This is a genomic window from Pseudomonas alvandae (assembly GCF_019141525.1).
In the GTDB taxonomy this organism is placed as follows: Bacteria; Pseudomonadota; Gammaproteobacteria; order Pseudomonadales; family Pseudomonadaceae; genus Aquipseudomonas; species Aquipseudomonas alvandae.
The window spans coordinates 2,877,972-2,890,729 of the sequence record NZ_CP077080.1; the positions used below are offsets into that span (position 1 = coordinate 2,877,972).

At 59.4% G+C, this 12,758-nt stretch carries 12 protein-coding genes and 1 tRNA gene; 3 read left to right on the top strand and 10 right to left on the bottom strand.

Going from position 1 to position 12,758, the window contains the following annotated elements:
- Positions 1-18 precede the first annotated feature (18 nt).
- The 6 genes from KSS97_RS12835 to KSS97_RS12860 form a co-directional block, all read right to left on the bottom strand.
- Positions 19-2,460, bottom strand: coding sequence for a TonB-dependent receptor (locus KSS97_RS12835; RefSeq protein ID WP_217861798.1), 2,442 nt, complete (start codon positions 2,458-2,460; stop codon positions 19-21).
- A gap of 89 nt (positions 2,461-2,549) precedes the next feature.
- Positions 2,550-3,515 carry a FecR domain-containing protein gene (locus tag KSS97_RS12840; RefSeq protein ID WP_198796989.1) on the bottom strand — a complete coding sequence of 322 codons (966 nt, stop codon included), beginning with the start codon at positions 3,513-3,515 and terminating at the stop codon, positions 2,550-2,552.
- On the bottom strand, positions 3,516-4,031 hold the full coding sequence (locus tag KSS97_RS12845; RefSeq protein WP_198796988.1) for a sigma-70 family RNA polymerase sigma factor: 516 nt from the start codon (positions 4,029-4,031) through the stop codon (positions 3,516-3,518).
- 106 nt (positions 4,032-4,137) lie between these two features.
- Positions 4,138-5,367 (bottom strand): MFS transporter, encoded by a 1,230-nt coding sequence (locus KSS97_RS12850; RefSeq protein ID WP_217861799.1) that lies wholly within the window; start codon positions 5,365-5,367, stop codon positions 4,138-4,140.
- 136 nt (positions 5,368-5,503) lie between these two features.
- On the bottom strand, positions 5,504-6,676 hold the full coding sequence (locus KSS97_RS12855) for a zinc-dependent alcohol dehydrogenase (protein WP_217861800.1): 1,173 nt from the start codon (positions 6,674-6,676) through the stop codon (positions 5,504-5,506).
- Complete coding sequence (locus tag KSS97_RS12860; RefSeq protein WP_217861801.1) at positions 6,676-7,515, bottom strand: SRPBCC family protein; 840 nt, start codon at positions 7,513-7,515, stop codon at positions 6,676-6,678. The genes KSS97_RS12855 and KSS97_RS12860 overlap by 1 nt, the downstream gene beginning before the upstream one ends.
- Positions 7,516-7,853: 338 nt before the next feature.
- Here KSS97_RS12860 and KSS97_RS12865 point away from each other — a divergent pair.
- The 3 genes from KSS97_RS12865 (at position 7,854) to KSS97_RS12875 (ending at position 8,924) form a co-directional block, all read left to right on the top strand.
- Positions 7,854-7,927 (top strand) — tRNA-Cys (locus KSS97_RS12865).
- 155 nt (positions 7,928-8,082) lie between these two features.
- The gene (locus KSS97_RS12870) at positions 8,083-8,538 is read left to right on the top strand and encodes a hypothetical protein (protein ID WP_217861802.1); all 456 of its coding nucleotides are present in this window, start codon (positions 8,083-8,085) and stop codon (positions 8,536-8,538) included.
- Complete coding sequence (locus tag KSS97_RS12875; protein ID WP_217861803.1) at positions 8,535-8,924, top strand: hypothetical protein; 390 nt, start codon at positions 8,535-8,537, stop codon at positions 8,922-8,924. The genes KSS97_RS12870 and KSS97_RS12875 overlap by 4 nt, the downstream gene beginning before the upstream one ends.
- A 6-nt stretch (positions 8,925-8,930) precedes the next feature.
- On the opposite strand, the gene KSS97_RS12880 is transcribed toward KSS97_RS12875, so the two are convergent.
- The 4 genes from KSS97_RS12880 to KSS97_RS12895 are packed head-to-tail and all read right to left on the bottom strand — an operon-like array spanning position 8,931 to position 12,749.
- The gene (locus KSS97_RS12880) at positions 8,931-9,998 is read right to left on the bottom strand and encodes a tyrosine-type recombinase/integrase (protein ID WP_217861804.1); all 1,068 of its coding nucleotides are present in this window, start codon (positions 9,996-9,998) and stop codon (positions 8,931-8,933) included.
- A 2-nt stretch (positions 9,999-10,000) separates the two neighbouring features.
- Entirely contained in the window at positions 10,001-10,237 is a 237-nt protein-coding gene (locus KSS97_RS12885) for a DUF4224 domain-containing protein (RefSeq protein WP_042956657.1), read from the bottom strand.
- Between the two features lie 44 nt (positions 10,238-10,281).
- Positions 10,282-12,111: a DNA cytosine methyltransferase gene (locus tag KSS97_RS12890; RefSeq protein WP_217861805.1), complete on the bottom strand. Its 1,830-nt coding sequence runs from the start codon at positions 12,109-12,111 to the stop codon at positions 10,282-10,284.
- Positions 12,108-12,749, bottom strand: a complete 642-nt coding sequence (locus KSS97_RS12895; RefSeq protein WP_217861806.1) for a hypothetical protein — start codon at positions 12,747-12,749, stop codon at positions 12,108-12,110. Before KSS97_RS12895 ends, KSS97_RS12890 begins: the two co-directional genes overlap by 4 nt.
- Positions 12,750-12,758: the final 9 nt, after the last annotated feature.

Genomic DNA, 12,758 nt, shown 5'->3' on the forward strand with positions numbered 1-12,758 from the left:
TGGCGGGGCGGGTCTCGATCAGAAGTCGACAGTCGCCGACAGCAACAGCGTGCGTGGCGCGCCTTGGGAGAACGCGCCGTAGGACGCCACGCCGGACCAGTACTCGCGGTCGAAGACGTTTTGTACCGTGGCGCGGAACGTGGTTGGCCGGCCATCGAGCACGGTGCTGTAACGCGCGCCGGCATCAAAGCGGGTCCACGGGTCGAGTTCCTGGGTATTGGCCTGATCGACGTACTGGCTGCCGGTGTAGATCGCGCCGCTGGTCAGCGTCATGCCCTGGACCCAGGGCGTGTCCCATTCGGCCCAGAGGTTGGCCTGGACTTCGGGTACGCCCACCGGTTTGTTGCCACGATTGGCGGCGGTCCCGCTTTTGGTGAGTTCGCCGTCGAGCAGGGTGACGCCGCCCAACAGCCGCGTACCCTCGCGCAGTTCACCGAACATATTCAGTTCGATGCCGCGGTTACGCTGCTCGCCCTGGACGGAATACACGCTACCGGCCAAGCCATTGGTCAATTCGCCGGCGGGCTTCTTGATCTGGAATAGCGCCAGGGTCGAGGTGAACGTGCCGTAGTCGACCTTGACCCCGACCTCCTGCTGACGCGAGATGTAGGGCTTGAAGACTTCCCCCGAATTGCTGGCGTTGGCCGGCGCGGTGTCGCCCTTGCTCAGGCCCTCGATGTAGTTGTAGTAGAACGACACATGTTCCCAGGGCTTGATCACTGCGCCGAACAAGGGCGTGGTTTCGCTTTCGTCGTAGGAAGGCGAGGTGCGTGCGCCGGTGACGCTGTTGTAATTGTGTGATTCGACCCGTTGCTTACGCAGGCCCAGTGTCACCTGGACCCGTTCATCCAGGATCGACAGGGTATCGGCCAGCGCCATGCCAGACAGTTCGGTGTCGGAAATCTTCGACACGTCGGGCGAGGCAATGGACGGTTTGTCGCGCTCCACCGGGTGGTAGATATTCGAAAAGAGCGGGGCGCCTGAGTTGATCCCTCGTCGCAATTCGTCACGATAACGGCTGGCCTGCAAGGTCGCACTGTGGCTGATCGCGCCGGTTTCGAACCGGGCCCGGGCGCCGGCATCGACGGTGTAACGCTCCACCTCGAACTTGTAATAGCCCGGTGTCGAGCGGGTGTCTCCGGCGCTGTTGAGGATCGTCGGTGTCTGGTCCGACAGCCGCGCCACATCGGACTTGCCGCCACCGGCGTGGCCAAACACGGTCAGGTTGTCGTTCACATCATATTCGCCGCTGAGCAAGGCCGATTTGTCGCGAGTCTTGGACCAGGCCCAATCCTGGGTCACGTTGCTGCGCCCGTTGGCCGCCGAAGGCACCTCGACGCCGCGCGCAATGTTGAACGGCCGCGAGGGGGCGTCCCATTGTTCTTCCTGGCTGATCAGGTCCAGGCTGGTCCTGAATCGGTCGCCCTGATAGTCCAGCGAGATGGCACCGATGCCGACGTCCCGGGACTGCTTGTCAATCGCGGTGTCGCCGCCCTGCAGGCTGCCGTTGACGCGCACGCCGAAACGACGTTCCTCGCCGAACCGACGACTGATGTCGACATGCCCACCGGCCTGGGTATCCATTGCGTAGCTGGCCGTCACGCGAGTCAGGTCTTGTTCCAGGGAGCGCTTGGGCACGATGTTGATCACGCCACCGACGCCGCTGTTGGGCGACATGCCATACAGCAGGGCGGCCGGGCCCTTGATGACTTCGATGCGTTCGGCGTACTCGGTGAACACTCGGTAGTTCGGTGCCACGCCATACACGCCGTCGAACGCCAGCTCGCCCAGGTTGCCTTCGCCCACCGGGAAGCCGCGGATGAAGAACGAATCGACGATGCCGCCGGTCTGGCCGGTGGAGCGCACCGAGGAATCGCGCTCCAGCACGTCGGCGGCGGTGACGGCCTGCTGGTCCTTCATCAGGGTCGATGTGTAGTTGCTGACGCTGAAGGGCGTATCCATCAAGTCCTTGTTGCCCAGCAGGCCAACCCGGCCGCCACGGGCAACCTGGCCACCGCTATAGGCGGCCGGCAAATCACCGGGGCGCACTTCGGCGGCATTGATGGTGGTCTGCGCCAGCGCCAGCTCACCGTCGCCGGCGCTTTTTTGCAAGGTATAGCTGCCATCGTCCCGTGGGACCAGATCCAGGCCGCTGCCAGCCAGCAGCCGGTCGAACGCTTCACGGGCGGTGAACTGGCCGGACAGGCCGGGGCTGTTCAACCCTTGCGTGAGGGAAGGCTCGAATGACAGGGCGATACCGGCCTGTACGGCGAACGCCGACAACGTGGCGCCCAAGGGGCCGGGCTGGATGTTGTAGGACTGGCTGGCGACGCTGTCCAGCGGTGCGCCCGGTGCCGCCCAGACCCCGGGGCTCAGGGTACAAAGTGCGACGCTGAGCATGGCACTGCGAATCGCCAGGGTCAGCTTGCGATCCGAACGCAGGGGGCGGGCAACGGGCATGGCGGGGTGATCCTGTTCAGAGGGTTTGCTCTCTAAGCCAGCCAGGATCGAAAAAAGTATCACCCTCGCACGATTATTTTTTCCAGCGCTCACGCCGGCGCCAGCATGACCCAGTAATCGCCCAGGCGGGAGCTCACGTTGATGGGGTAGGTCTGGGCAAGCATGTTCAGGGTGCGCCGGCTGTCGTTGACCGGAAAGGCGCCGGATATCCGCAGGTTGGCAATCGCCGGGTCGCAACGCAGGACGCCACTGCGATAACGGCTCAGTTCGTTCACGAAGTCCGCCAGGCGCATGTTGTCAGCCATCAGCATGCCCTGGGTCCAGGCCAACACCGATTTGTCGACGGGTGTGGGGGCGTCGAAACCCAACGCGCTAAAGCCGCTGCGTTGGCCGGCCTGCACCACCTGTTCGCCAATTCCCTTGACTTGAATGCGCACCGCGCCCTCCAGCACGGCGAGGCGGGTGTGCCCGGTTTCTTCGCGAACGCTGAAGCGCGTTCCAAGCGCTTGCATCCTGCCTTCGTTGGTTTGCACCAGGAACGGTCGGGCGACAGGTGAGGGATCTGCGGCTGTCTGGACCAGTATTTCGCCGCGACGCAAGAGCAGCAAACGCTGGCGATCGTCGAAATACACGTCGATCGCGGTGTCGGTATTCAACGTGACGTGAGTGCCGTCGGTCAGGGTCAAGTCGCGACGCTCGCCCACCGGGGCGCGGTAGTCGGCGGTCCATTGCTGCCAGTCGTTGAGCTTCCAACTGCCCCAGGTCAAGGGCGCCAGCGCAAGCAGGGCGGCGAGTTTGCCCATGGCGGCACGGCGTCCAGGATGGCTCGGCCGGTCCAGCGACGGCATCGCCAGCGCCGGGGGCAAGCCCTGCAGCTTGCTCAGCAATAGTTCGGCACGGGCCCAGGCCTGGCGGTGCGTCGGGCTGCTGTTTCGCCAATGCTCCCATTCCTGGCGCTCGGAGTCGCTGACGCTGCCCTCGCTCAGGCGCATAAGCCAGTCGGCGGCTTCGTCGAGGATGGACGGGTCGAGGGCGTGGCGGTCATGGGACGGCATTCAATCCACCAACGTCAGGCAGTGCAGGAATGCCTGTTTCATGTAGCGCTTGACAGTGATCAGCGAGACGCCGAGCTGCGTGGCGATGTCGTCGTATTTCAATCCATTGATCTGCGACAGAAGAAAGGCGCGTTTTACGTGAGTCGGCAGGGTATCGAGCATGGCGTCGATTTCATGCAGTGCCTCAAGTACCAGCAAGCGTCGTTCGGGGGATGGCACCTCAGGCTCCGGCAATGATGCCAGTGCCTGGAGATAGGCGCGCTCAAGTGCCTTGCGCTGGAACCAATTGACGAGGATGCCGCCGGCAACACAACTCAAGTACGCCCGCGGCTCTTCGATCACTGCCACTTTGGAGGCGAGAATGCGAATGAAGGTGTCGTGCGCCAGGTCGGCGGCGTCCAGCGCGTTGCCAAGCTTTCTATAAAGCCTGGCGTACAACCAGCCATGATGGCCGCTATAGAGGTCTGCGACGGTGCGCAGGTGACAATCATTGACCGCTGACCCTGTATCGCTCATGGCTGTTTATATTTTGTGATAGTGAGAATTATTCCCAATAGTAGTGGAGTCGTTCATCACCGCGCAAGGTCGATCTTGGGCGCGATGGAATTTTGGCCTCGCATCGTTATTCGGGGGGCTCGCCGAGCATCTTTGCCGGTCTATAGCGCAGCAGGATCAAGGGAGGCAGTGCCATCGCATAGGCAAGACAGACATAGAGATATGTGTATTCCAGGCCATAAACCTGACTGAGCAATGCGCCGAGGGAGATGCCGATAATGGATGCGGTCTGCGAAACGCTCTGTGCCAGTCCAAGCACATGTCCCTGGCGGCTGTTGTCGGCGCTTTTGGAAATGAGCGCGGTCAGCACCGGTGTGGTCGCGCCCAATAGCAGACCCCAGATGAAATAGGCGAGGGCGAAGATTACCGGCTGGCGAGTCAGGCCGGCCACGGCGGTTGCAACGATGCAAGACATCACGATGCCGGTCATGGCGCGTGGCGTCTGCTCCGGATTGCGCTGCTCGAAGTAACGTGACCATGACGTAGCGAAGAGGATGAATCCCAGCGCCAGCAAACCGTAGCAAAGCCCGGTCATGGCATTGCTGACGTTGAAAGTCGACACCACGTACAGCGAGAAGGACGTCTGCGGCAGCATGCGTGCGAGCAGCAGAAGGCCCATGATCCCCAGCAACGATGCGATTGCCGGGCTGGAGACCCCGGGACGCGAGGGCTTGGGTTGGTCGGGCACGGTGGCCGGTGACTTGGCGGGGGCCACGTGGGGCAAAGCCAGTGTGGCCACTACGGCACAAATGGCGCACAGGACCGAAGCCACGAGGTTGATCCAGAAGAACGTCGCGTGGTCCAGGATCAACCCGCCGACGACCGCGCCCAACAACGAGCCAACGTTGGTGGATATCTGCAGGATGGCGAAGAGCCTGGCCCGCCGCGAAGGCGCTTCGATGCTCACACCATAGGCCTGGGCGGGGGCGATATAGCCGGCGAATGCGCCTTGCAGGAAGCGCAGGATCAGGATGATCCAGATATCGTCGGCCAACGCCAATCCAAGCTGGGTCAACGACAGGCCCACCAGCGCACGGATCATCATCAGCTTGTGCCCATGCCGATCACCGATACGGCCCCACAACGCACTGGTCAGGATGATGCCCAGCATCGGCCCTACATACACCGCCGTGCTGGCGAAACTGAACAGTGCGTCGTTGGTCGTCATTTGGCGCAGGTGAACGGGCCAGAAGGGACCGCTCATTTCCATCGCACCCATGGAAACCAGTTGAATCGCAAATAACAAATAGACCAGCAAACGGACACTGGAACCCTGGGGGATACCGGCGTGGGACATGGGCAGACTCGCAAGGCGGCTAAGGCTGTGTCTTATCCGACAGTGCGCCGATCCGGGCAAGAAAAAAATGCATCAACCGATGCGTATAAGCTAACCCCGTGGCGAGGGAGCTTGCTTCCTCGCCACTGGATTGATTTCACTCCGGCCGAAAAACTGCTCGCAAACAATCCTGGCGTTTCTCCTTGAACATTGCATAACCCTCCACCGATTGTTCCAGGCCCATGGGGTGAGTCAGGAGATAGGAGGGGTCCAGTTCGCCTTTCTGGATGTGCTCGAACAGCCGCTTCACATAACGCTGCCCCGGTTGCTGGCCGGAGCGCAGGGTCAGCGACTTGTTGACGATCGCCCCCATCGGGAATTTATCCAGCAAGCCGCCATACACCCCGACTACCGACACTGTCCCACCCTTGCGGCAGGCGCGAATTGACTGGCGCAACACCGTCCCGCGCTCGGTGTGCAGGCGCAGCATCTGCTTGGTCTTGTCGTAGAAATAATCGACTTCGGTGCCGTGGGCTTCCATGCCGACGCAATCGATGCAGCGATCCGGACCTCGGCCGCCGGTCAGTTCCAGCAGGGCGGCGTGTATGTCCGTGGTCTCGTAGTTCAGGGCGATGGCGCCGGCCTTTTCCTCGGCCAGGCGCAAGCGATCGGGGAAGCGGTCGATGGCGATCACACGTTCGGCGCCCAACAGATAGGCGCTGGACATCGCCATCAACCCGACTCCGCCGCACCCCCAGACCGCGACCGTATCGCCGGGCTGGATGTCCGCGTTATCGGCTGCGAAAAAACCCGTGGGCACCGCGTCGGAGACGAACACGGCTTGTTCGTCGCTGACGCCCTCCGGAATGGTGAACAGGTTGACGTCGGCGAAAGGTACCCGGATATAAGTGGCGTGGCTGCCGGCATAACCGCCGAACGCATGGCTGTAGCCGATGATGCCGCAAGCCGGCTGGCCGTAGGCAATGTCCGTTGCGGTGGGGTTTGGATTGGAATTGTCGCAGCAGGAAAAGTCCGAGCGTTGACAGTGCTCGCATTCGCCGCAGCCGACGATCGAGACTGTGACAACCCGGTCGCCTTTCTTGATTTGCGTGACAGCCGAGCCGGTTTCCACCACTTCGCCCATGAATTCATGCCCGATGATGTCGCCGGCCTGCATGGTCGGCACGTAGCCGCCCAACAAATGCAAATCCGAGCCGCACACCGAGGACAGGATCACCCGCACGATGGCATCGCGGGGGTTGAGAATGGACGGATCGTCGACGGTCTCGACTTGTAGCTTGTTGGGGCCTTGCCAAGTCAGTGCACGCATCAGACGGTACCTCCATTGAGTTCGGATTTGTCAGTGGGTAAATCATTGGCCGGTGCTCGTGTCGCGCTGGAGGCCGGATGTACGAAGAGGAAATCCTTCGTCTGCGGATCGCGCATCTTGTTGGTGCTGATTTCGCCCGTTTCCAACTGCTGTTTTATGCTGCGCAACACGTTCAACAGGGCTTTATCGGAGAACCGCGAGATGGCGGCGGCGAGTGCATAGCCGGCCGCGCCGAGGGGCGTCTCGCATGCCACGATGACTTTGACCTGCGTACCACGACCGGCCGGCGCATCGCTGAAATGCATCTGGATGTCGTGCTTGAAGCGTCTGTCCGGGCCGGCGATCCAATGCAGCTTGCGGCCTTCCTTGGGCTCGCACTGTTCGAGGTCACAATGCAGCGTCTTGTCCATCGGGCCATGGGCGACCCAGCGATAGGTCCGTTCGCCGGTCTGCTCGATGGTGTCGATCCACGGCATCAGCGCGCCAAGATTGGCCGGATCGCTGCAGAACGCATACACCGCCTCCCTGGGCTTGCCAATCGTGATACTGCGGGAAATCACGTTGCTGCCGTCCCAATCGCGATCCTGCTCGAACGTCTGCTCGAAGGGGCTGTGGGTCATGGCCCGCTTGATCCTGCAGGTGCCGGAATAGGCGCGCCAGGTGGCGCACGCACCCAGCAGCAATTGCGGCAAGCCCTTGAGTCCTCCCTGACGAAGACCGTTGGCAATCAGCAATGAGCCGGCCGCCAGCGACACCAGTCGCTCCGGCGTGCCGAGATTAGGGTGGGAAGGCGTGGGTACCGGAGCTCGGCTCGCCACCAGTTTTGGGCGTTCAGTCATGATGGTTCTCCTTACTGATCCAGGGACGACATAAGGGATGAACCAAGGTAAAAGGCGGTTGTTCCGTTGGGGTCGGTGGTTTGCCGATGAGCTGGACAGGGGACTGGTTTTGGCTTGTTGCGTTGCCAGGAAAAACAGCCATCAGGTTGATTGCCAGGCAAATTTTTTTTGAAATCAAGGGGTTGTCAGCCTAGGCAAATGAGTACATAATTGCGCCCATCGAATGCATCGAGGCGTAAAAAACTTCAATGTTTTCAAGGAGATAGCTCGCTATTTGCGGCTGTATCCGGATAAGTTCCTATCCGTCTGATGTGGTTTCATCGCATTGGGCGTATTGAGGCCGAATAGCAAAATGGTTATGCAGTGGATTGCAAATCCACCTACGCCGGTTCGATTCCGACTTCGGCCTCCACTATTAAAAACCCCGTAGCTCAATGAGTTACGGGGTTTTTTTGTGCCTGCCGTAATGTCATCTGTTCCGCAAGATTGGGATGTGTTCCGCAACTTATGCACTGAGGCGAGCTGCCCTGATTGTGTTTTCTGTGGGGAAATCTCTACGGAGCGGCAGTGGATTATCGTCAGCCGTGGTGGCATTATGATGTGACGCTGTTTGTTATGAAAGGACGGGTTATGGAGATTGGTGGTCGGAGAGTTCTGATGAACGAGGTAATATTCGTTCCTGATAATGACGTGGTGACCTTCGTATGCCACGTGGAGGGGGACGACCAACTGCCGGTGCGGATGGAGTTCCCTGAAGAGTCGTTCGACGAAAACACGCCGGAAGAAAAGCGGCCTAAACCGCAATTCTCCATAGATTATAAAAGCCCTCCTGACAGCATTCATATTGAATGCGTAGTATTAACTTTCATGAATTTCGGTAGGGGCTTTGGACAAAGCGTTTCACCGGTTGCTATCGCGAATTCCGATAGTAAAGAAACAATTTTCTTTCTTGGTTCAATTCAAAAAATGGGAAAAATGAGGCGAGTAGAGTTCCAGTTAATGGTTGGGGAGGACTCTGTATGACCATGCAGCCTACTCAACCTGATTCTCCGCCCGTGCAGAGGCGGCGGCCCTCGCAATCCGTGCCAGTGCAGCAGATACATGACAATATTTCGCAAGAGGTCATAACCATTACAGCCGATAAGCTTGAGCTGGCTCTTTTAAATCATATGGATTGTTTGGTAAAAAAAGACGCCTGGCATATGCCTCTCAGTTTGGTCGTTGGTGTTATTGTTGTTTTTTGTTCTTCGACTTTTAAGCATGCCTTCGGTATTAGTCCTGATACATGGGCTGCTATGTTTATATTGTTTGGCTTGGCTTGTTTTCTTTGGCTTGTTCGTGCTTTGGTTAATGGGAGAAGAGCTGTTTCGGTAAAATCATTGATTGAGGTTATAAAAAATAAACAATAGAATTCGTTATTTTGTTGGTTTAACTATTTCCCCGACCCTGCGGTACACCCGCTTCGTCATTTCTTCTGTAGAGTGACCGAGCAAGCGACTGGCGTCAGCTAGGTTTTCTATTTCGCTTGCCGCTTTTGGACGAATGTCCCTGAATTGGAACTGACGAATTGTGGCGGCGAGAGTGATGTCACCCTCGGTTGCAGCTTTCACTGCCGCTTTTTCACGAGCTTCATCCCAGCGGTTGCGCAGCATGGCGTAGCTCATACGTAACCCATCCTTGTTAGTTATGAGGCTGGACGTTCGAATTCCTGCTATTGATTTTCTATCGAGTAGCCCGTCTAGGAAGTTGCTTAGACTAGACGCGTCGGTTCCGTTGTGAAGTTGGATGCGCAAACGCTTCTGGGTCTTGCCTTGGCCGACCAACAAGAATCCGTTGTTGATGTCGGCAGCAGACGCTTTCAGCACGTCGGCCGGGCGCTGCCCTGTGAGGTAGGCCAGATCCATAGCATCTCTCAACTCCACGGGCGCTTGAGCATACACGGCATCCCACACAGTGTTGCCGGCATAGAAGTCACGCGGCGTCTCCTTGTTCCGCCGCAGCCGTGAGCATGGGTTGGCCTTGTCAGTCAGGCCCCATTCCCTGGCATGGGTGAAGATCGTGGAGAGTAATGCTATTTCCCGGTTTGCCCTGACCTTGGCAGACCTGGTATCGCGGTATTGAGCGATCACTTGGGGGGTCATAGCATCCACCGGGGCCAGCTCGAACGACTTACGTAGCTGTTTCAATCCCTTCTGGTAGTCGTCTTGGGTGCCCTTTGTCAGCCCTGGCATGACCTGCGTTTCGTATCTGTCGAATACGCTGCCCATCAGGTGTGACGGCTTCGGGACTGCCTTGCGTTCAAGTCGAGCCCATTCGGCTTTCGCATCGTCCAGGTCGTTGCCCAGCGGGATCTCTTTTCGCTTCCCATCGGCAGTCCTGCCATCGTAGTAGTAGCTCACCCAAACATTGCCGCTTTTTCGTTTCCGCTCGCGGCGGATCATCCGGGGCGGCAGGTCCCGGTTTGTTGATTTTCTCGGGCGCATTGCTAACCCACACGCGATAGGTCGAGGGTCCAGGTTTCGGCCACGGCGTTGGTAGCAGTGGGTTTGACTCCAGCCAGCTTGAGGCGGGCGTATACACGACCGACGACGGGGCGCTGGGCGCCCGTCAAAACGAATTGCCAGGCGTTACGCGTGAGCCACTGGCGCTGGCAGGACGGGGTCTTGTAGCCGGTGATGGCCGCCAGCTCGTCATCGGTTAGGGTTTCACTGAGGAATTCCATGGTATGGGCTCCGAGTGGGGTGATTGCCGCTTCGCTCGATCTGGTCATGCTGCCCTCCGTTCAACGCTGGTCTCGTCCATGTTGGCTCGTATGAGTGCGGCCATCGGCTGCGGTGAAACCGAGTTGCCAACCATCCGCACCTGGGCGCGCTTGCTGAACTTGCGACCGTCGTGTCCCGTATCGATGACGTAGTTATCGGGAAAGCCTTGGGCGCGGTACAGCTCGCGGGGCGTGAGCATGCGCATTCCGATGTCGACGATTACGTATGGGGTGCCTTGCACTGTGACGGTCACCAGCGCGAGGCGGTCCCGGGTCGTGATGGTTGCCGCCGGCTCCCGTAGGTCGTAGATGTTGTCGGTGCCGTAGTAGCCCATGAGGAATGCCGCCACGCGCAATGCGCCCGCTTGGTACTCCGGTGCAAGGGTGTATTCGACCAGGGCGTGGTGCTCGGCGCCGGCGGTGATGGTCGGTACCAGGCCATCCATTGGTTGTCCCACACTGTTTTTGCGAAGCGTGCAGAGGTGGGCTGTCACAACATTTTGCTGGCTGCCTGTTGTGGTGATCGCGGTCATGGGCTCGTTTGGGTGATGCCCGGGCGTGACGTTGAATCCACCGTTGTGTTGAGCCAGGTAGGCGACGGTCAATGCAAAGTGTCCACCTTTGACGTTGGCGCAGATGGTTGATAGGGGCGAGTCGCCGGCCATGTTGCGTTGTACGCTGCTATTGGCGTGCTCTGTGATGAACGGCGCCAACTGCGGCGTCACCAGCGCGAACCCGTGAGAGCCCGTAATGGTTTTTGTTGGCTGGTGAACGGAGTGGACCCGAGAATCGTCGCTGCCAGAGTGGTTGACGCTGACGATGAACGGGTCCGCATGATCGATGACGTAGCGCCGTGCGCCTTTACGTAGGCGTTCCATCGTCTTGCTAACCAGCGGACGTCGGACGCCGGCGGCGCGGCCTTCTTCCTTGCTTAAGAAGATGCTGGGGCAGGGGATTGACCAGTCGATGCTACTGGCAGCGGTGAGCTGCGGCTTTTGATCTTTCTGTGGTGCCTTGGTGTGGGTGGGCTCGGGCCATTGGAGCTGCTTGCCGTCGCACCGTGCCACCAGGTACAGGCGCTCGCGCAGTGTCCCGGCGCCGAAGTCGCTCGCTTTCAATTTCCCATGGCGAAGGTCGTAACCCATGCCGCGCAATATCGACTCGAACCTGCGCCATGTCTGGCCTTTGCGCTTCGGGTCGGGAACCAGGTACTGGTCCTGCACGGGGACACGCTCGCCGATATCGGCGACACGAAGGTCTCGACAGACAACGCGCCCGGTTTTCGGATCGCGCTTGGCGATAAGGGGGCCCCACTGGAGCACCTGCATAACATTTTCCATGGTGATCATCAAAGGGCGAACCTGGCCCGCCCATTTGATGACCACCCACGACAGAGAGCGGCTGGTTGTGCTGCGCGGCTGTCCGCCCGCCGCCAGGCTGTGGTGGGTACATTCTGGACTGGCATGCAGGTGCAGCACCGGTCGGCCACGCGTGGCTGCATGCGGACAGACTTCATAGACGTCGGTAATGTAATGCTCGGCGCTTGGGTGGTTGCGCTTGTGCATGCTGATGGCGTCAGGGTCGTGGTTGATCGCAATGTCCACCGGCAAGCCGGTGGCCATCTCCTGGCCCATGGTGGCGCCACCGCCGCCTGCGAATAGATCCACACGAATCCCGCCCGTCAGGTTCAAGCCGAACTGGGTGTTCACCGCGCTGGTGATTGGGGTGGGGTTGAAGATTTTGCTTTCGGCTTTCGAGGCTCGCCGCGACCTGCGCAAATGTAAGTTCGCGGTGCTTGCGCAGTCGGCTGATAGCTGCGTTTGAAAGACAGTCATGCGGCAGCTCCGGCAGAGGGCAGGCCAAGCGTAAGCCTGCGGAGATCCTGTTCGTAGGCTTCGCGCAATGCGTCGCGTAAATGTGGGTACCCCGCGGTTTCGATGGCGTGGAGGAAACTGACTGAACTGAAGTTGTGCTCGGCGTGAAAGGTGCCGTGTTGGTCGAGCCAGTCAATCAGCTGGGTATCCAGCGGAAGGTTGTTCAAGCTGCCGGCAGTTTCAACGACGTGAAAAACCCGATACGCCATGGCGCGGGCGATCTTGATTAGTTGATCAGCTCTTGCCTGGCTGGCTTCGGTGCCTTTCAGCGCCTTCCAAGTCTGGAGCGCGATCGCCAGGAACTGGGTGATTTCGGTGAGGTTCCGGTAATCGATTGAGGTGAACGGAGTGGTCTTGATGCCGTGCATCTGCAAGCGCAGGTCTGCCAGTTGCTGGGCTTCCTGGTTGCGAAGTTTGGTGATGGTAGTGAGGTCCGTATTAAGCGCTGCAATGCGTTGGCTGTGCAGACCGTTGCGCTCGTTTAAGCCGGCGTTGTAGCTGCGTGCCAGCGCCTGGAGGATGAGCTTGCGGATGTAGTGTCCCAGGAGGATCAGGCCGAAAGCCAAGCCTATGAGGATGATCGTATTCTGTGCGTGCATGTGCTGTAT

Coding starts and splice junctions, on each gene's coding strand:
- KSS97_RS12860 (WP_217861801.1), bottom strand. CDS start 7,515: ATGACTGAACGCCCAAAACTGGTGGCGAGCCGAGCTCCGGTACCCACG.
- KSS97_RS12840 (WP_198796989.1), bottom strand. CDS start 3,515: ATGCCGTCCCATGACCGCCACGCCCTCGACCCGTCCATCCTCGACGAA.
- KSS97_RS12875 (WP_217861803.1), top strand. CDS start 8,535: ATGACCATGCAGCCTACTCAACCTGATTCTCCGCCCGTGCAGAGGCGG.
- KSS97_RS12850 (WP_217861799.1), bottom strand. CDS start 5,367: ATGTCCCACGCCGGTATCCCCCAGGGTTCCAGTGTCCGTTTGCTGGTC.
- KSS97_RS12885 (WP_042956657.1), bottom strand. CDS start 10,237: ATGGAATTCCTCAGTGAAACCCTAACCGATGACGAGCTGGCGGCCATC.
- KSS97_RS12845 (WP_198796988.1), bottom strand. CDS start 4,031: ATGAGCGATACAGGGTCAGCGGTCAATGATTGTCACCTGCGCACCGTC.
- KSS97_RS12835 (WP_217861798.1), bottom strand. CDS start 2,460: ATGCCCGTTGCCCGCCCCCTGCGTTCGGATCGCAAGCTGACCCTGGCG.
- KSS97_RS12895 (WP_217861806.1), bottom strand. CDS start 12,749: ATGCACGCACAGAATACGATCATCCTCATAGGCTTGGCTTTCGGCCTG.
- KSS97_RS12880 (WP_217861804.1), bottom strand. CDS start 9,998: ATGCGCCCGAGAAAATCAACAAACCGGGACCTGCCGCCCCGGATGATC.
- KSS97_RS12890 (WP_217861805.1), bottom strand. CDS start 12,111: ATGACTGTCTTTCAAACGCAGCTATCAGCCGACTGCGCAAGCACCGCG.
- KSS97_RS12855 (WP_217861800.1), bottom strand. CDS start 6,676: ATGCGTGCACTGACTTGGCAAGGCCCCAACAAGCTACAAGTCGAGACC.